The following is a 20,004-nucleotide window of genomic DNA, read 5'->3' on the forward strand; positions in this document are numbered from 1 at the left end:
ATGAAAATAATCGAAAATGGCTTCGAGATAAAACCTTACTCAGTAAAAGGTTTTTCGGGAATATACAAGATTGTAAATATTATTAACAATAAGTTTTATCTTGGTAGAGCCAGCAATTTGTACACACGTTACAGCGTCCATCTCTCAGAATTAAGAAGAGGTGTAAAACACCATAAAGATTCTGTTTTAAGGCGGGCTTGGTTAAAATATGGAGAGAATAATTTTATATTTGAGATATTTTTACGTGTCGAAGATAAAGCGTGTTTGGTGAAACTAGAAGAAAAATATTTACAAGAGTTAGAACCCTATAAGCCATCTATTGGCTACAATATGGATAAAAGCTCAATAGGTTTTACTACGGAAACAGCCTCGTTAGCTATCCAAAAACAGATATTAAATGGGAGAAAATGGACAGGCGAAAATAATGGAAATGCAAAATTAAATGAGCAGCAAGCATTAGAAATTAGAAATCTTTTTTTAGAAAAAAGACTTAATACTATTGAGTTAGGAAGACTTTATAAAGTTGATAAGATGTCTATTAGTAATATACTCAGCGGGAAAACATGGGGTTTTGCTGAAGATTTAAGACCTAAACGTTTAAGCGGTGAAGAACAGTTATCTGTTGGGAAGTATAGCGTCGAATCAAAATTATCGGTTAAAGAGCTTTCTGAAAGATATGGTGTTTCTATCCCAAGTATTCGCAGAGCCATTCAAGCATACAAAAAGAAACTAAATACATGAATTTAGTCGCCTACGAAGATTTAAGGGTTTCAAATATGGTAAAAAATCATTGTTTAGCGAAATCAATTAGTGACGCTAGTTGGTATTTGTTTAGGCAATGGATTGAATATTTTGCGGTTAAATTTGACAAAATTGCTATAGCTGTAGCACCACATTACACTTCTCAAAAATGTTCTAGTTGTGGCATAATTGTCAAAAAATCTTTATCAACTCGTACCCATAATTGTAGTTGTGGATGTGAGTTGCACAGAGATACAAACGCCGCAATTAACATTCTTGAGCTTGCAAAAAATAGGGGAGGGCATCCCCAAATTAACGCTACAGGAGTTGAAGCCACTACTCTACTTGGTGCAAACCTGGAAAAGCCAAGTTTTGACGATGAATGTAGAATCCCCTCGGCTTTAGCCAGGGGAGTGTCAACTCAGCTTAAATTAGCGTTTCTGTGGTTTATTTTCGTCATCATCCTCAAAATCATCATCTTCAAAAAAATCCCAGTCATCATCATCCGTTGCTTGATTTTTGCCTGATTTTTGGGAAGGAGGAATAATTACCCGGTAATCAGCATCATAAACAGATTCAGTTTTACCCACAGCAGTATTTTTCGGTTCTTGGGAACTGTAGGAATAAACCGAACTACTACGGGAACGAGAACTTTGTTGACTTGGAGAAGTTTCTTCTACTGATGCGGAATTTTCCTCATCATTCCAATCATCTTGATTCCGATTTGTGTCCCAATCATCAAATTCATCATCAACTTGATTAACTGAGGGTGGAGGACTTTTAGGCGGTGGAGTATTTTGTCTGACACGGGGTGGAGTCGGAATTGATTTGGGTATCGCTTGCTGTTCTTGTGGACTTAAGGAAGTAGCAAATCTTAACAAACTGGTAATGATTAGAGATGTGAAAATACCAGCAGTAATACTCAATAAAATCCACAATGCTAATGGTAAGGGTAGAGTCCGCATTCCCACAAATACTATTGGGACTGAGGGTGACAAATTTTGAACTAACAATAATATTAGTCCTAGCAATACTGTTAGTAATATAATTAAGCGAGTTATAGCCATAAATATTTAAGAATTCCAATGCCTTCAACCTCTTTATCTAACTAGTACAGTCCGGCATAAGTTAATGAACCATTCCGAATCTGTGAAAAGCTGATGCTGTATTCATTCTAAATTCTAAATTCTGCCCTGCGGTACTAGCAGCTTAATATACTAGTAAAGTCATAGCTTCTAAAATTAACAATTAACAATTACAGCGGTTTTCGCTCTTATGAGGTATATCTTAGCCCCCTCATCGCTTGCGGGGAGGGGGTTGGGGGTGGGGTTCTTGTACCTCATAACACAAAGGAAGTGCTGTAAAGACTTAGTTATTCCATTTTTAATGTTTAATTGTTAATTTTTAATTTCTCAAAGATGACCTTGCCATCGTTCAATTGGTATACAGTCAATATCCAATTGATCCAGAGCGCGAGCAACAACAAAATCAACTAAATCCTCAATGGTTTGAGGGTTGTGATACCAGGCAGGAATAGCGGGGACAATTCTCACGCCAGTTTCTGCTAAGGTCGTTAAATTCCGCAGATGAATTAAACTAAAAGGGGTTTCTCTGGGGACAATTACCAGTTTACGCCCTTCCTTAATTTGCACATCTGCGGCTCGTTCTAGTAAGTCGGAACTCAGCCCCCCAGCGAGTTTAGCAACTGTACTCATACTACAAGGAATAATAATCATCCCCACTGTGCGGAAAGAACCGCTGGCAATACCAGCACCAACATCACTCCAAGGATGACAGCGAAGTTTACCTTGGGAAGGAACTCCCGCTTGTTCTCGCCAAAATTGTTCCTGTTTATCAGGTTCTCCTGGCATTCGGATTTCCTGTTCTGCTTGCCAAACCGTGTAAGTTGATTTAGATGCCACCAGTTCAATTTGATATTCTGCTGCCAAGAGGAATTTGAGGGCGCGAACTGCGTAAATTAGACCGGATGCACCTGTTACGCCCAGGATTAAAGGTTTGTTGTTATTAGTCATTAGTGATTAGTCAGTGGTCAGTGGTCAGTGGTCAGTGGTTTACAGCAACGAACAACTGACAAAGGACTATTCTTCATGATATGGTTCTCGATCAAAAGATGTGGCTGATGTCTCCGGCCTACTACCGCGAACACCACGCAAGCTATCGGTTTTATTGGATGAATAAATTTCTTCTGTCTCCTCATTGCTACTAGTCGCGCTCATGGTTTTGGGTAAACCGTCAGCACCAACGGTAACAAGATCAATTTGTTGACGGTAATAATCAACACTCTTGACTTGCACCATACAACTATCGCCTAGTCGGTAGGAAGCCCGATTTTTCCGCCCAAATAAAGCCTGTTGTCTGGCACGATATTCATACCAATCATCTTTGAGGGAACTAACGTGGACTAGTCCTTCTACCCGTAAGGTGTTAGCTAGATTGCCTTCTATGGGCGATTCTATGGGAACTTCAATTTCCACAAAGAAACCGTAGGACTGAACCCCAGTAATTACCCCTGGAAATACTTCGCCAATGCGTTGTTTCATCAAGGAGGCTTTTTGGAGTCCGGCTAAATCGGCTTCAGCTTCTTGAACTTCTTTTTCCCGGTCGTTAATTTGGACTAGAACTCTGGTTAAGTCACTTTGGAGTTCTTGCTGGAGTTCTGGGGGGAGAACGTTCCAATTAATTTCTTCGTGACAATTTGAATGACGGAGGTTAATCCGATCTTTGACGCGGGTATTCCGGCGATCGCGCCCGTGTTCTATTAAGTTTTGATACACCCGTTGCAAGAGAATATCTGGATAACGACGCAAGGGAGCAGTGATGTGGACATATTGCGATAGAGCCAGTCCAAAGTGAGAACTTTTGGTGGTGCTGTAGACAGAAGGCTTGAGAGTATCCTGTAGCAAATAGGTGAGAACTTGTTCTGATGGAGAATCGGCAAAAGCTCCTGTTAAATGTTGATAATCCAGGGGTTGGATCTCCAATTCTGGATCTAGCCCTAATTCCACACCTAAATTAACGGCCAGTTTGAGCATTTCCTGAACATCTTCGGGATCAGGTGTGCCTTGAACTCGCCATAAACTGGGAACACCCAAGGCGCTGAGGTGATCAGCCATGAGTTGATTAACTAATATTACTAACTCAGTGAACAAGCGTCGCCCAGGTAAGTCATTAACCACCACAGATCCCATTGATCCTTCGTCATAGTAGGGGTTATGGCTGGGTGGAAGATTTAACCGTAAGCTGCCCCGCTGTAGACGTACCTCTTTAACAGCAATAGCCAAAGTCTGCAAATCTTGTAATTTCTCTTGGGCCGCAGCAGCTACTTTGGTGGTTTCACTGGCAAGGATGCTTTGTGTTTCTACTTGACTGACGGCTACATCTACATTAATTACACTAGGTTGAATTTCCCATTCCACCACTTCTCCTGATTGGGGGTTAATGGTAATGATGCATGAGAAAGCCAAGCGATCGCTACCAGGGACTAAAGAACAACGTTCTGTTACCACTGCTGGCAACATCGGCAGTAATAATTCTCCTAGATATACTGATTTACCGCGCTTGAGTGCTTCCCGGTCTAGAGCTTCATCTGCTTGGATATAGTGGGCAACATCCGTAATGTGAAATAGTAATTGCCAATGATCAGCGGTGGTTTTTTCGACGCTAAAGGCATTTTCTACTACGGACTCATCACTGTTAACACTCTTAATAGTGAAGGTAAAAACATCACGTAAATCTAGACGATTTTTCAGGTCTGCCTTTAGCAGTCTCTTGGGTAACTTGGCTGCTGCATCGAGGATAGAATCGGGAAAAGTTCGGGATAAGTCATGTTTACAAGTTACCAAATCTATATCCGCTGCGGCTTCAGCATCACTGCCGAGGATTTGCACCACTCGACCCAATGGGGGATATTGTGCTAGGGGATAACGGAGGATTTCTATATGAGCCAAGTGATCAATGGCTTCTTCCAACTTCATACTGTTGAGTTGCAGTTTCAGTTCAAACAGCAATCTGTCATCTAAGGGAACAGCCCGAAAACCTCCCTCTACCTGCTTAATTCTGGCGAGTAAGGTGTGATTAGACCGCTCCATAATCAACTTGACCTCACCCTCTGGCGATCGCCGACGACTACCTTCCTTGAGGACTCTGACTAAAACGCGATCGCCATTCCAGGCATTACTCAAATGACTTTCACGGATGTAAATATCCTCTGAGCCTTCACTATCTTGAATCGCAAAGCAAAAGCCCTTACTAGAACAGCGGAGTTTAGCCTCAATTAAGCCTTCTTCGGTGATGCGGCGGTATTTTCCCCGTTCCTTCACCAAAAGCCCAATTTTTTCCAGTACATCCAAAGTAATTTGTAGTTTTTCTAGACTTTCTTCATCCTCACAACCCAGTTTCTTTTCTAGAACTTTACGAGCCACCAATTTATCATCTGTAAAATTGGCAAGAAGTGTAGCGATTGAAAATTCCATGCAGTGAACCGACCTTTGGTCAAAACATCATTTTTTGTTAAATCTGGTTCTTCACTGTATCCCCCCACAGCCTACAGACACTTACTGCTGTAGGAATTTCGCCTTTGCGTAGTGTTTCCTAGAAAAGGCAAGGCTACTGATAAACTCACGTAGACTTAGCGATAGTTGCGGTTACTGTAAAGTAGCAGTAGGAGGAATCCCCATTCGTGTCAACTTAAGGTAAAACCTAGATCCCGCAAGGAACTCAAGTTCTTTGCTAATAGCCAAAGTTGTCTTTTGATGACTAAACACTTGGAAAATTCCACAAGTCCACTAAGCGTGGACTTGAGCTATTAGACAGGAAATTGATTCCCACCACGGGTGTGGAAGTCAACGGATGAGTAGGGGCGTATTGCAATACGCCCTTACTTAAGTTGACACCAATGGAGGAATCCCCTACTCCAACTTCGCACTGCACGGCAATCTCAGCGTTTGCTTGCGTGGCTCTAAACAATTTTCACCATGCACTCCTTCCTGATACTCAACGATTAACCACTAGGTAATTTAGATCAGGGGTGAATGAGAGACTTGGTTTGAAGAACTCTCTATATTACCCAAAAACTACAGACTGACCTAACCACAGGTGTTTTGTTGTTTAGAACCTTCGCGTTAGCGTGGCGTTAAACCAAGGTAATTCCACGCCATTAGCATCCAAGTTTTAACTAGGAGAAACTGCCGAAAAACCCAATTCTCCTATAATGTAGAATCGGTAACAATTAGGTAATCAGTAAAACACAGGCCATGAGGGCGAACCTTATCTTTATTATTGTAGATTTAGAGCGCACTTCTTTAAAAATACTTCTAGATATCTAATTGGTTAATTAGTATAGCATTTAAGAGAAGACGAAAATTTGCTCTAAGCAACTGCTAGTATCAGTCAGTGGTCAGTTGTTAGTTGTCAGTTGCTCCCTTTTCCCTGACTAGCAACTTAAATTATTGCGAGAATTTAAATAAAAATGGTTGAAAGCATCATGTTGGCGCAATTTCAGAGCTTGTACCCCAAAGGCAGTATTATCTCAGAATTAATAGAAATTTTTCAAGGGAAATATATCGTCCGTGTTAGTATTCAACTAGAAGGTATCACCCGGGCAACGGGGATCGCCGGAGCAGAAACAGTAGAAGCAGCAGAAGACCAAGCCAGAAATAGAGCTTTGACAGTGTTGGGGATCAAGAATATACCAGAAGAAGTCACAAAATCTGCCTTACCATTGGTTGCTCCACCACCAATAAAACCTAGTCTACAGGAATCAAAACCTGTTCCTTCTGTCAACAACACAGAGATATATACACCACCTTTCCTAGAAGAGAAAATTGATACTAAAGTTACAACACCAGAAACACTTCCTCTCCAAGAACCAGAGTATCCACCCTTATCAGAAGTCCCTCCTAGTAATGTCACACCATTCACCCCTCGGAGTTATACCCCTTATGAGGATACTGGTGTCCAGTCAGCCGTCGGTAAAAAGAAAAGACATAATGAACCAGTAAATTTATCTGATGTCATTGCCCAAACAGATGTAGAAATCGAGCGATTAGGCTGGACACCAGAACAAGGAAAAGATTATCTAGTCAAAACTTACAGTAAAAGAGGGCGTTCTTTACTCAGTGAAGAAGAATTACGGAATTTTCTCACTTATCTCAAATCTCAACCAGATCCAATTGCGGGATTTTAGATTGGTTAGTTGTCAGTTGTCAGTGGTTAGTTGTCAGTTGTTAGTTGTTTTTTCTTTACCACTGACCACTGACCACTGACTAATAACTAAACTAGAGCCATAGGACGACTACCTGCGGCATGACGGTCAATTACTTGGTCAATCAAACCATATTCTTTGGCTTCGGCGGGAGACATAAAGAAATCACGTTCCGTATCCTCAGAAATCCGCTCAAATGGTTGACCAGTATGTTCAGCAAGAAATTCATTCAGCCGCTGTTTGTGATACAAAATTTCCCGGGCTTGAATTGCAATATCAGTTGCTTGTCCTTGAGCGCCACCGAGAGGTTGGTGAATCATAATCCGGGAATGGGGTAAACTCATGCGCTTACCCTTTGTCCCAGCACTAAGGAGAAAAGCTCCCATACTTGCCGCCAATCCAGTACAAATTGTACAGACATCGGGGCGGATGTGCTTCATGGTGTCAAAAATACCCATTCCCGCTGTTACTGAACCACCAGGAGAATTAATGTACATATATATGTCCTTCTCCGCGTCCTCAGAATCTAAAAATAGCAGTTGGGCAACAATCAAGTTAGCTAGATTGCTATCAACCTGTTCTCCCAAAAAAATAATCCGCTCACGCAACAGCCGTGAATAGATATCAAAGGCGCGTTCGCCTCGGCCGGATTGTTCAATAACGATAGGAATCATTTAGTGTGTTTTTAGCTATTTTTCATTTATTCTATCGGTGACAATGGCTGATTGTGTTGAAATTGCCAATTAACATTGAAACAAGCAGGGTGAAGAGAGAAAGCGAAAGCTAGTCCAAAAAACATATTTTACCTAAATATCAGTATTTTTACGGTTATTGATAATGGAGTGACTGGAGTAAAACAATGAGATATTTCCAGGGATTTAAAAACAAATTTGGGTTTTTAGGACACTTTTTCAGAAAATAAAACGTCTAGGTTCTTAGGTACATATAAAGAGAGATATAGATCACATTCTTTCACAGATTTCTGAGCTATTCTCAAATCATATTCACCGAATCCGATAAATCAATAACACAAAGTGTATTTAGAATAACAAGTTCCTATGGAAGTCCCATCCATATAAATAAAGTGAGGGGTATGATGCTAGAAAAACTTATACAAGCGGCTTTTATTACATTTTTATTGCAACTGATAGCAGTATTGACCAACACTACTCCCATGCACCCCAAGGCAGTCTCACCTCTTTCTGAAATATCAGGGCCTGTAATTAGTTCGACTTTTCAGGTGTTGAAGTAGAGGAAATAGGGAGCAGGAAGAATTTTACCTTTTCCCTGCTTGCTAATCTTCACCATCAGAGAGGTGAATTAATGTTTCTGTAATAATTGCGGGTAACTCTTTTGGTGAATAGATGTAAGTTAGGGTTAAAAACTTTAAAGTTGTGTGCATTAAATCGATTCTATCTATGATGCCAGCTAATTGAATTTGATTATATTTGCCATTCATCACTTCTAAGCTGGCATCAGCTATGGCATCTTCTATAACTTCCTCTTCGATGAAATTTTCCCATTCATCTTGATTGATGTAATAGGATTTTTTATTCTCTTTGAGATTCACATCTTGAATTTCTCGGATACTATTCCGAATAGAAGCAATCCAAGAATTTGTGAATCGCTGTTCTATTTGATTCTTAATTAAATGTATTAAGAGAATTTTGAGGAAGGATCTAATTTGCCGGATAATCGCCTTTTTACTCATTCCTTCTAAGTCATCTACAATTGCTAAGGCATCTGCGTAACGTCCTTGTAAAATACTATCTCTGAGGTTGATTAATTCTTGTGTCATAAAACCTCGCGGTATGCGGGAAACTCAGTGGCTTTAGCCGGTGAGAGGGAAGCGACACGAGTGAATTTATTCACTGTGGTATTTAAATGCTGATTTTTGAATGGATATAATCCCGGGAACCAGCAAACCCGTTCAAGTCCCCTCGCCCAACTAATCCAAAATGTCTTGTCTTTAACCAACGACTTAACAAACAGTCTTGCAGATAATCCGATAGCGTAGCGTGGCGTAAGCCATACTGGGGAAGTATTCGGAAGTGCGTATCAGGATTAGTCTCAATGGGCTAGTCGCTGCTTGTGTTGTAAAGTTTGTTCTTTACAAGCTCAATCCCTTTAGGGTTGAGTCAGTGACTTGTATTAACCTCCAATCTAGTTATATTTTATAACGGTATGCACTCTTTGTGAGATACATTCAGTAAATCGCAAAGCCTGTAGGGGCGGGGAAACCCCCTGACAGGTGTAGGTTTTTAATATTCTCTGTAAAGGCCAGACCGGGAAGACAAGGAAGGATAGTAGACAAGGAGGATTTTATCCACAAAATACTCAATTCATGGGTTGTTTTGTTACTAATCATCCATTCATTTGTCCGGTTTTCCTCCCTTGTCACCTTGTCACCTTGTCTGCCTTGTCTTGTCCTCAAGACAATGTAAAAAACCTACACTTGTCAGGGGGAAACCCCGCCCTCAATAGTATTACATCAAGGGCTTTGACACTCCCCGGTCTAAAGACGCGGGGATTCTATAGAGAGTTTCAGTCTATATCTCTCAGTTATCCCAGCTTCAGGCATTGCCTTAAATATTTGGGTTCTTGCCCTGATCCTGTTTGCCATTACTGGCAGAATCATCTCTGACAAGCGTAACTTTCCGAGAGTCCCCCGGTAGGTTTTTAATGTCTTTGCTGACAATTTAATTGTCTCACGAATATGGATTAAAATTTGAAATAATTTCAAATTTTTAAATTAATGTCAATGCAGGATAAAGGAAAGCCTCTAGCCTTCATCCCTTGTCTAAAGCACAGATGTAGCTGACTTAGGAAGCTACATCTTCAAGGGTTTTCGGCATTTCCCTTATAACCGCTATAGAGTTTAATTTCTAATTTCGCCCTGCGGTAGTAGTCATGACTTTATTTTTGGTAGTTTGATTATTTCCACCTGCAATGCTGCGGAAATATAGACTACCAATAGTGGTAAGAAATATGAAATATCCTACAGCTTGAACAATATAAATTTTGTCCCTATAACCAAATAAGGATTTGAGAATGATGCCGGGAAACTGTTCATCAGATAGGATTTTTTCAGTATTCCAAACTATTGGACCTAAGATACAAGAGTGAATTCTGGTAAAGTGTTCATAATAGAAACAAAGATTTTCGGAAGAACGACTACTCAGAGCTAAATTAGCTGTAGCTTCATCAAAATGTTGTAAACCAGAAACCACTAATCCAGAAACAATTAATATTAATAAAACGCCCATGACTTGGAAGAATTGGCGAATATTAATTTTCACGCCCCATTTAAATAACAAAACACCAATTGCTGCGGCTGTAGCTAAACCAGCGAGTGCGCCTAAAGTGGGTAATAAACCTTGTTGAAAGTTGGCGGCAACAAAGAGAACTGTTTCAAAACCTTCGCGGACAATGGCAACTAAAATTAAACTAAAAACTCCCCAAGCAGCATTTGAGTTTTTTCCTAGTGCGTCGGTAACTGCTCCCTCAACTTGTGCTTTCATAAATCTGGCTTGTTTTGTCATCCAGATAAGCATCCAACTAAGCATAACGATTGCTAAAATACTAAATACACCTTCTAATGTTGGCTCAACTACAGAGGTATATTGAGGATTAATAGATCCTAAGAATTTAATGATCCCCGTAAATAAAATCCCGATTAAAGCACTAACAATAATCCCGACAACAACACCAGCATAAACCCAAGAGTTAAGCCGAGATTGTTTGGCTTTTTTTAATAACGCGAGGACAATTCCCACAACTAAAGTGGCTTCTACGCCTTCTCTGAGGGTAATTACAAAAGTAGGTAAAGCGGTACTAAAATTCATATTTATTAGTTATTGGTAAATTGCTCCTGACTTCTGTAGGGGTTTAGCAATGCTCATTGGTGTCAACCTCAGTAGGGGCGTATTGCAATACGCCCCTACTTATCCGTTGGCTTCCACACCCGCCCAGAAATGATAGCGTAGCGTGGCGTAAACCATATTTCAGGGCTAATAACCAAAGTCTACTGAAGTAGACTAAAGATTTTCGGGATATTTAGTCATCAAAAGACAACTTTAGCTATTAGACTGGGAATTGATTCCGAGGGGATCCATGAATTTTACGTTAAGTTGACACTTGTGAAGCTCTTGCTAAACCCCTACTATTAGCTATTAGCTAAAATCGCGTAACATTTTCTTGAGTTCGAGATTGTGCATCTCTTCTTGTCCGATCATACCACGAGCGAATTCTTCTAAATAGATACTCGCATTATTGACGGTTTCTAGAAGACTTTTGTACATATCCAAAGCTTTCTTTTCATGGGATAAACTTTCTTGCAATATGTCCTTAACGTTATGTTTGAAAGTTTCTTCCATTGGGGCAATTCTCAAAGTAGGATGTCCTTCTAAACCTGTAAGAATTTCGCCAACTTGTTGAGCATGAAGTAAAGATTCTGTGGCTTGGGCTTTGAAGAACGCCACAATAGGTATACGATTAGGACCTGTTACCATCAAGGAATAATGGGTGTAGCGAACTACCCCTGCTAGTTCAAATTCCATGATGGAATTGAGAATATCAATGGTTTTTTGGTGGTCGAGTTCTTGCATTAGTTGTTAAGTTGAGCAACATTATATAAGGAGAGTATTTAGCTACCAATTTTAAGTGAGCAGTTATACTTTTTTCAGATTTTTAAAACCCAAACTATCTTCACTCTTAATTTTTAACTATTTTCTCTCTTATTCACCATTTTAAACTTCTTATTCTGTACTTCCAATGGTGTGAAAATACTAATTTTGTGCTTTAGTGTTAGTTTTTCCTCGTACCTTTTGGGTATTTTCCTCTATGGTTTTCACTAACTTGGTAACATCTCCTGGAGTTTTAACTGCTTGCACTGGGGGAATAGCAGTGGGCCAAACTTTCACCAACTCCACAAAAGCTGTATCTATGGCTTTGTGTGATTCAGGATGTTCTTGGATCATTTGGCTAGAAATACCTTTATATAGTTCTTGAGAATAGACTATAAAACCACGAGAATCTTGATACTCAATGGGGGCAGTAATTTTGCCATTACTAATGGCTGCACCATATTCTGAGTTAGCAGCGTCTAGTAAACCGTTGATGACTTGGAGGACAAATTCGGGTTTGCTACGTTCTTCTGTTGGTAAAACAGCGATCGCACTATCAACAGCTTGCACAGAAGTGATAAAATTAGTTTTTATTTTGGCATCCTTGGGATTAGATTTAACTAAATCAGTTAAACCTACTAAATTGCTTTTAAATTCTTTAACTTTCCGTTCTTCTAATTGTTCTTCAACATCAACATAAATCTCTTCAACTGGATGACCAATATGGGGTTGAGCTTGTTTGGGTTGATTTTGATCTAATAGTTCTTTAGCTACTAAAAGATGTCCTTTCATTAATCCCAATTTTGTCATATAGTCAATATCTTTAGCTTCACCTGTGAGAACAACTTCCTCAACTGTCACCATATCCTTAATTTTGTCAAACTGTGGCTGAGTAATGACTTTTTTGCTGACTAAATCGGCTGGATTAGCGTAGGGACGGTTAGCTTGAATTTTATTTGATAAAGCCGGAATTCCTAATGTAGCTTCTAATTTATCTAATTGCGATAAAATTGCATTATTGATATTAATTTTGGCTTTGCCACCATGACCGCTATGGGCGCTAGTTTCTGTAACCGTGACTGTACTTGGTGTTGATTGAATATCTGCCTTTGGTGTATCGCTGGTACAAGAACTCAGAGAAATCATGGCACAAGCAGCGATAGATAAAAATAAGTAACGGAATTTGATCATTTTTGTTCCTAAATTAGTAAATTTTACTTATAAGTCTAAATAAATATCTAGCATAAATGAAATTTATTATCAACTATTTTACAAAAATCTAGTTAAAAAGTATCTCATGTTACTCAAGTCTGACTTTTTTACGCATATTGCAAATTAGTTTTGATCCTGAAGAGTCTTTTTTTGAGAGAACCCAAGGGTTCTCCCAGACGGAGGTTGGTATTGCAATAAATTATACATATTATTTTAATCAGTAAAACGACAATAAATATAAGCCGTGTTAGATTAAACTAGATATCTTCTAGATAAATTAGAGATGATCCAATGGCATCGCTGTTTTTAAAATTCAAAAACCATTTTTTTAATCTTTTCTTAAAGCAAACTGTAATTTGCTTAATTATTTTATTTTGTATTGGAATAGGTGTTGCTCTATCCAATATGTCTAGTCTATCCAAGACTCTGATAGAGTCACAATCGGTTCAAAATTCTCGACTACAAGCTAATTCAATTATTAATACTTGGAAACTTTACAGTCGTGCCGCAGTTATTCGTTTGGGAAAAATAAAAGATGTTAGCATCCGGCATGATTATTTTCTCACGGAAGGAAGTATTCCTCCTCCGGCTAGTTTTATCATCGAACTGGGAACTCAAATTACTGAGAACGAGAAAGGGGCTGGAATTGGCATATATAGTGATTATCCTTACCCATGGAGAAAAGACCGTGCCAAAAATGAATTTGCAGAGGAAGCCCTAAAATACTTGAGAGACAATCCTGGAAATAAAGAATTTTATCGGGTTGAGAATAATAATAATCCTCCTCTGTGGAAATATGCCCAGGCAATAATCATGGACACTAGCTGTGTAGCTTGTCACAATACTGATCCAAATAGTCCGAAGAAAACCTGGAATGTTGGAGATGTAAGGGGAGTAATAGCTATTACTCAATCTTTAGATGAAATTACTGAACAGACTAAAAAAACTTTAGGAACAGCATCTATTATGTTCGCAGGGTTTTCTGCATTAGGTATATCTGGTCTAGCATTAGTTATTAACAGGCTGAATCAAACCACAAAAGAGCTAGAAAGTCGAGTCAGGGAACGTACTGGTGATTTGACAAATGCAAATGAAGATTTAGAAAAAAGGAATACCCTGATTCGTCAGGTATTTGGTCGGTATTTGAGTGATGAGATAGTCACGAATTTACTCGATAGTCCCCAATCATTCCATCTTGGTGGTGAGAGAAGAAAGATCACTATTTTGACTTCAGATTTACGAGGTTTTACGGCTATATCAGAACGCTTATCGCCAGAAGAGGTGATTACAATCCTCAATATCTATCTAGAAAGTATGGCTGATATTATTACTCAATATCAGGGAAGCATTAATGAATTTATGGGTGATGGGATTTTGGTTTTGTTTGGAGCACCAACGGAACGAGATGATGATAGTTTAAGGGCGATTGCTTGTGCAATCAAGATGCAATTAGCAATTAGAACTGTTAATCAAAAATTAAAAAAACTGGGTTTTCCCCAACTAGAAATGGGTATTGGTATCAACACTGGATTAGTGGTTGTGGGCAATATTGGCTCAGAGAAAAGGTCTAAATATGGTATTGTTGGTAGTCAGGTTAATTTGACTTATCGTATTGAATCTTATACAATCGGAGGTCAGGTATTTATTTCTGAATCTACTCTCAGAGAATCGGGATCAATTGTATCTGTTCGTGGACAGAATCAAGTACAAGCAAAGGGGGTTAAAGAGCCGATTATCATCTATGATATTGAGGGAATTCGTGGTTCTTATAATCTCTTTTTGCCTAGTGAAGAGGAAAATTTTGTAAATTTAACTGAAGCGATTGCCATTCAGTACACAATTTTAGAAGACAAACATCTTGGTAGTAACGTCTTTTTTGGTAGTTTGATCGAACTATCTAAAAAGGGAGCAAAAATTCAAGTTGAATCTCCAACTGAAAATACTATTCCTTCAGTCTCGACTAATCTCAAGATTAATTTATTTGCTAATCATAATTCTTCAAAAATGAGTGAAGATATTTATGCTAAAGTTAGTAAAAATTACTCAGAAGGTAATATATTTTATATTCATTTCACCACCAAAATTCCTGCCTTACAGGAAAAAATAGATAAATTATTTTGATCTGCATTATTAAGTTAGGGTAACAAAGCAAAATTCTTTTCCCCCATAATTAAACGCTAAATAATTTACGCTAATTTAGTTGGTATGACTTCAAACTGTCCCATACACCCACTTTCAGCGATCGCATCTTGGTGAGGATGAAACATATACTTACCTGGGTAGCGAAACGTAAATTCTAAAATGTGTCTTTCGGCTACACCCATTGTTAAAACATCTGTTTTTTCGCTGGGAGTCATGGTCATACCGGAACGATAAACATTGAAGAAATTAGCATGAAGGTGAAACGTCACAGCGGGATCAAATTCAATAATATTCAAAATATAGACACGAATTAACTGATTTTGGTAAATCTGAATGGGATGGTGCATATAATGATGCGGCACACCATTAAAAGCATAATATTCATTGTGGTTATCATCATTTATGTCATATCCAGACATGATTAAAACTATTTCATCAGCAGGTGGACGAGGCTGAGGCGGATCAATAATAAACATTCCATATAAACCCTTGGCAATATGACGGGTTACAGGTGCGACATGACAATGATACAAATGAACGCCATAGGGTTCAGCATCAAATTCGTAAATGGTCGCTTTACCATTACTTATAGGTTTAATTCCATCCATTTCAGCGGGATGAACTCCATGAAAATGCAGAGAATGGGAATGTCCAGCATTATTGAGAAAAAGTATCCTTATTCTTTCCCCTTCTTTAGCCCGGAGTGTCGGTCCGGGAATCCGCCCGTTTAAGTCCCAAATGTTATAGGAGACAGCACTATTAAGCTGAATGGTGGAAGTACCAGCAGTTAACTGAAATTCGCGGACTGTGCGCCCATTTTCCTGCTTTACTGTCCCATAATCAAAATCTCGTAACACCTGCATGGGGTTAGTAGCACCATTAGCTGCTGCCATTTCCATTGGTGGGACTCTGACACTGGCATAATTTTTGCTATTCAACATCTGCCAAATTGCCCCTGCACCCATGACTCCAGCACTGGCAAATCCTAGCTTCAGCAGTTGGCGACGACTCCAGATTTTATCTTTACTGAGTGTAAAGTTGTCAGGCATGAGATTAATCGGGATATGGGTATATAGGAAATTGCGAATAATTTGCAATTAGCTTTATGTATACTATAAAACTTAGGAATTATTGTCAATAACTTTATAAAAATAATTTTCAGGACTATTCCTGATATATTGGTTTATTTACCGTTAACTAGACAACAGATGATGCTTCCAGACTAGGAAATGGAATAAAGTGCTAGGATTTTGACAATGGCTGCTGGTGTTAACAATATCTTTTTGTTACTAAGCAGAAAAATCCACTTTGATCTGATAAATTGCCCCACTATTTATGGGAGTTCACAAATGACTACTTTTTCTCCTACTTCAGTATTACAGAAAACTGCGGGTATTACCCTTTCTAAGCCAGTACAGGTAACACTTTATATGATGTTATCTTCTTTGGTGATTTGGACTGTGTTGTTTTCTACCTATCCTCCAGCACATAATACAACACACTCAGCGCGTCACCACGCTTTAGGTGTTGCCTGTCATTAAATTATCATAAAGTAAAGTAGAATTCAGGAGTTCTTGATTTTAGGCTGTTTACCTAAATTCTGAACTCCATTTACTAGCAATTTACTATATTTTCCATGAAAAAATATCGCCTGTTTGTTGTTATCAGCGCTGCTTGTATTTGTTTATCAATTTTATATTCTTTAGTAGGAGTTTCACAAACTCCTCAATCTCAAGTATTACTATCTACAAATCCATCTTTAGAAAAAATTCTTCCCTTTGAAGCTGCTACAGAAAGGAAACAATCTCCGGTTTCTTTCACATTGCAAGCTGTTGACAGTAGTGGAAAACTGTTAACAAATGCTTTAATTAAATTGCAGATTTCCACACCTCCACGTAATCCTTTATTAACTACAGATTTTCCCATGGTTGAGGGAACTAAGTTATTAGAAATGGAGGCGGCTACACCTAGTGGTAAATTGGAATTTCAGCAAATGTTACCAATTCGTGGTAATTATCAAATTCAAGTCAATGTTTCTCCTTTAGTTGCAAATGCTTTTACAAGTTATCAGCAAACTTTAAATTTGAATGTCAGAGAAAATCCGGTTAAATACAAATTTTTTGCTGTAATTGTAGCTATCTTATTTTCAGTTGGTTTGTTAGGCGGTTGGGTAATTGGTGGACAAGAGGAATTAAAAGCAGGGGAAATTGCCCCGCAGTCAGTCCGGTTGTTGTTAAGTGCATTAACTCTAGTGGCAATAGTGACTCTATTGTTTATTAATATAACGGCGGAAGTTGCGGAAGCTCATGGTGATGAACATTCTTCTAAAAGTGAGAAGATTGCCCCATCAATTAGCCAATCTCAGGGCATGGAAATAAAGATTGCAGGTGATAAACTAGCTACTGTAGGAAAATTGGCAAATTTATCGGTAGAGGTAAAGGATAGCACCACCGGAGCAGCTATTAAAGATGTCGGATTGCGAATTAAAACTATTGCTTTAGAAGATAATTTAACGGTGTTTGCTTATCAAGGATTTCCTAATCAAGCAGGGAAGTTAATATGGCAAGAACAATTTTTTGATGGTTCACCTCATAAGGTAGAAGTAGAAGCAATTTCTTTACCTGAATCTCAACGTCAATTTCCAGCGGTGAAGATAGCTCAATTAGTGGAAGTTGAGGGAATTACACCACCAATTTATATCCGGTTGATTGGGTTATTTTACTTTACTGCTATTGTTGGTATTGGCATGATGATTGGGTTGCTAATACAGCATAGAAAGGGATTGCAAGGAAATTAGGCGATTATAAATCGCGTCTACACAGACAAAACCCACCTGCGTGGGTTATTTGTAAAATCTATCTAGTGGATAAAAGAAAGCAAAAGGGTTGATAGATAAAGGTTTGCAGGGTTTTATAACCAAACAAGTGCAAGATTATTGACAATAGATGTTTAAAACCCTTGCATTTTTACCAAAAATAACCGCGTAAATTTGAAGACTAATTGTCGAACCTTCCCTTCCTTCCTTCTTCCTTCGTGTACTTCGCTCCTATATCCCTCCGGTCCCGTCAGGGATACGTGGTTCAGTAGGGGCGTATTGCTATACGCCCCTACTGAATCGGTAACTCCTAGTCCTTACGAAAAGACTTATATGCCTAACGGCACGCTCCGCGAACAGCAAACCCTAAAATTGTAACAATTAACCGAATATGCTCAGATACCGCTTCTGGTTGCTCTAACATAGCCAGATGCCCGCAATCAGGAATTTCAATCACATTATCGCCAACAGATTGGAAAAGCCAATGAAAACTGGCTAAATGGCGGATATATTTGGGTTCCATTACCTTATCGTCAGCACCAGCTAAAAAATAGACTGGCTGCTTTAGTTTGGAGACTAATTGGGGTAAACAGTTAATTTCTTCTTCCGTAGTAGAATCTAAAAGAGTTCCCAAAGCAGCTTCGGGGTCAGCGACAATAAAATCAATGAGTCGTTGACGCGCCCAATATCGGTCTAAAGGACGCAATACACTAGCTTTAGTAAACAACAAATCAATCAAGGGCATTTGTGAAAGCCAACGGGGACGGACTTGTAAAAATTTCTGCCCTGCGGCGCGAAATTGCTCAAATGCTTCTTTAAGATAAATCCCCCCACCTGCATTAATACAGATTACACCTTGAACACAATCAGGTTGTTGAGCCGCTGTCCACAGAGCAATAGTGCCACCTAAAGAATGACCTATGAGCCAAGCACTAGAAATATTCAGGTGTTGGAGAAGAACAGCCAGATCCTGAGCATAAGCAGATGGAGAATATAGAGAATCCAAGGCAGAACTAACCATACTAGAGTCTGTGGGAGGCAGTTCTATATCTGATGTCACCTGGGACTGTGATTCACCAAATCCTCGTAAATCATAAGATAGACACTGCAAATCTACTGATAGACGAGAAATCACAGGTTGCCAATATACGCTACTATTTAGCCAGCTATGGATAAATACCAAAGTATGCGGGCAAGATGTGGGAGCAGTTAGCTCATAAGTATGTGGAACGCCTAAGATTTCTATTGTTGCCATAATTAAATATCGTCCCCTCAAGGGTGGGTGCGACTCAATACAACATAAATACAAACAGAGAAAGAACAACTCAAAATTTTAATTTTTGAACTAGCTAAGTTCTATTGACCAAGTAACCTATGTTTTACTCCTTCCGCAATTCTGTTACCCAGATATTCAGGAATTAGACTTTCATTGGGCCCTAGTAAGTAAAGAATTAGCCTAGTCCGTCCGCGCCAAACCAGTAAATTGGCGTTAACTACCAATAGGTCTTCTTGCCAGATAGCGTACATCACTTTGTAAAATAATCCTGGTTGATTATCCGCTTCAATGACTAAAGCAGGAAGATGAAAGACAGGATCAACATAGAAATCAGTTTGTACCTGCTCTAAACCAGCATCAAAATTAAATTCTACAGCCAGCATTTCTTCTACTTCAAATCGGCCTCCTAATGCTTCACGAATAGCGCGGCAAACGTTCTCGGCGGTTTTTTCAGTCAGGGCTTTACTGCCACGTGATACCAGTAATTTAATAAAAACTAACATCGGTGGTCGAATTTGACCGTATAAACTTAGACCGTGAATAGTTAAACCATAGGCTGCTAGAACACCAAAAATATCACTTAGGAGGAAAGATTGATTCCGATAGGCAAAATGCAGGGCGCTTTTGCTCCCTTCTGACTTCATCTCGATAACAGCCCGTTTTGTTTTATACAAACGGTATGCTAGGCGTAAATTTTGAAGTTGAATCTCACTACTAACAAACTGCTCATAGAATTGGGGAAACGCTCGATTAAAGCGTTTAAGGAGTTCTAGAGTTGAAGATTTTAAACCAGAAGCCATTGTTGGTGGTAAGACTTACTTGTTTTGTGCAAACTGGAGCAGGGGGCAGAGAGAATTTTGAAATAATGTTATCTCCCAAAGTTTACAGCGTATTAGTTGAATCTTGTCTGGTTATAAAAGCAGTATTAGCGAAAGTTGTCGCTAAAGCCCCAAAGATACTGGGATTTTGG

General features: G+C 39.1%; 15 protein-coding genes and 2 pseudogenes. 6 read left to right on the forward strand and 11 right to left on the reverse strand.

Annotated features, from left to right (window positions below; translation table 11 throughout):
- Together EZY12_18250 and EZY12_18255 are read left to right on the forward strand one after the other, a co-directional pair.
- A complete protein-coding gene (locus tag EZY12_18250) occupies positions 1-741 on the forward strand; it encodes a GIY-YIG nuclease family protein (protein QSX66712.1) in 741 nt (246 codons plus the stop codon).
- Positions 741-1,100, forward strand: a pseudogene (locus tag EZY12_18255) (transposase). Before EZY12_18250 ends, EZY12_18255 begins: the two are co-directional and overlap by 1 nt.
- A 72-nt stretch (positions 1,101-1,172) precedes the next feature.
- Here EZY12_18255 and EZY12_18260 read toward each other — a convergent pair.
- From EZY12_18260 to EZY12_18270, 3 genes and pseudogenes are all read right to left on the reverse strand, one after another.
- A complete protein-coding gene (locus EZY12_18260; protein ID QSX66713.1) occupies positions 1,173-1,808 on the reverse strand; it encodes a LapA family protein in 636 nt (211 codons plus the stop codon).
- 345 nt (positions 1,809-2,153) lie between these two features.
- A complete protein-coding gene (locus EZY12_18265; protein ID QSX66714.1) occupies positions 2,154-2,774 on the reverse strand; it encodes a UbiX family flavin prenyltransferase in 621 nt (206 codons plus the stop codon).
- A gap of 162 nt (positions 2,775-2,936) precedes the next feature.
- Positions 2,937-5,234, reverse strand: a pseudogene (locus EZY12_18270) (VacB/RNase II family 3'-5' exoribonuclease).
- 1,010 nt (positions 5,235-6,244) lie between these two features.
- On the opposite strand from EZY12_18270, the gene EZY12_18275 reads away from it, so the two are divergent.
- Entirely contained in the window at positions 6,245-6,946 is a 702-nt protein-coding gene (locus EZY12_18275; GenBank protein QSX70726.1) for a hypothetical protein, read from the forward strand.
- An 86-nt stretch (positions 6,947-7,032) separates the two neighbouring features.
- Here EZY12_18275 and clpP read toward each other — a convergent pair whose 3' ends face one another.
- The 5 genes from clpP to EZY12_18300 all read right to left on the reverse strand — a co-directional run bounded on the left by clpP (position 7,033) and on the right by EZY12_18300 (position 12,780).
- Positions 7,033-7,638 carry an ATP-dependent Clp endopeptidase proteolytic subunit ClpP gene (gene clpP / locus EZY12_18280; GenBank protein QSX66715.1) on the reverse strand — a complete coding sequence of 202 codons (606 nt, stop codon included), beginning with the start codon at positions 7,636-7,638 and terminating at the stop codon, positions 7,033-7,035.
- Between the two features lie 620 nt (positions 7,639-8,258).
- On the reverse strand, positions 8,259-8,762 hold the full coding sequence (locus tag EZY12_18285; protein QSX66716.1) for a DUF29 family protein: 504 nt from the start codon (positions 8,760-8,762) through the stop codon (positions 8,259-8,261).
- A gap of 1,087 nt (positions 8,763-9,849) precedes the next feature.
- Positions 9,850-10,809 (reverse strand): FTR1 family iron permease, encoded by a 960-nt coding sequence (locus tag EZY12_18290; protein ID QSX66717.1) that lies wholly within the window; start codon positions 10,807-10,809, stop codon positions 9,850-9,852.
- Positions 10,810-11,136: 327 nt separating this feature from the next.
- Positions 11,137-11,571: a bacterioferritin gene (locus EZY12_18295; protein ID QSX66718.1), complete on the reverse strand. Its 435-nt coding sequence runs from the start codon at positions 11,569-11,571 to the stop codon at positions 11,137-11,139.
- Positions 11,572-11,751: 180 nt separating this feature from the next.
- A complete protein-coding gene (locus tag EZY12_18300; protein ID QSX66719.1) occupies positions 11,752-12,780 on the reverse strand; it encodes a helix-hairpin-helix domain-containing protein in 1,029 nt (342 codons plus the stop codon).
- 312 nt (positions 12,781-13,092) lie between these two features.
- Here EZY12_18300 and EZY12_18305 point away from each other — a divergent pair, with 312 nt between their 5' ends.
- Positions 13,093-14,922 carry an adenylate/guanylate cyclase domain-containing protein gene (locus EZY12_18305; GenBank protein ID QSX66720.1) on the forward strand — a complete coding sequence of 610 codons (1,830 nt, stop codon included), beginning with the start codon at positions 13,093-13,095 and terminating at the stop codon, positions 14,920-14,922.
- 65 nt (positions 14,923-14,987) lie between these two features.
- On the opposite strand, the gene EZY12_18310 is transcribed toward EZY12_18305, so the two are convergent.
- Complete coding sequence (locus EZY12_18310) at positions 14,988-15,992, reverse strand: multicopper oxidase domain-containing protein (protein ID QSX66721.1); 1,005 nt, start codon at positions 15,990-15,992, stop codon at positions 14,988-14,990.
- Positions 15,993-16,292: 300 nt separating this feature from the next.
- Here EZY12_18310 and EZY12_18315 point away from each other — a divergent pair, with 300 nt between their 5' ends.
- A complete protein-coding gene (locus EZY12_18315) occupies positions 16,293-16,484 on the forward strand; it encodes a CbtB-domain containing protein (GenBank protein ID QSX66722.1) in 192 nt (63 codons plus the stop codon).
- Between the two features lie 95 nt (positions 16,485-16,579).
- On the forward strand, positions 16,580-17,740 hold the full coding sequence (locus tag EZY12_18320) for a hypothetical protein (protein ID QSX66723.1): 1,161 nt from the start codon (positions 16,580-16,582) through the stop codon (positions 17,738-17,740).
- 355 nt (positions 17,741-18,095) lie between these two features.
- Here the strand turns inward: EZY12_18320 and EZY12_18325 are convergent, their stop codons facing one another.
- Both EZY12_18325 and EZY12_18330 read right to left on the reverse strand, forming a co-directional pair.
- A complete protein-coding gene (locus EZY12_18325; GenBank protein ID QSX66724.1) occupies positions 18,096-19,013 on the reverse strand; it encodes an alpha/beta hydrolase in 918 nt (305 codons plus the stop codon).
- 101 nt (positions 19,014-19,114) lie between these two features.
- Positions 19,115-19,834 (reverse strand): hypothetical protein, encoded by a 720-nt coding sequence (locus tag EZY12_18330; protein ID QSX66725.1) that lies wholly within the window; start codon positions 19,832-19,834, stop codon positions 19,115-19,117.
- Positions 19,835-20,004: the final 170 nt, after the last annotated feature.

This window comes from Dolichospermum sp. DET69 (genome assembly GCA_017355425.1).
Lineage (GTDB): Bacteria > Cyanobacteriota > Cyanobacteriia > Cyanobacteriales > Nostocaceae > Dolichospermum.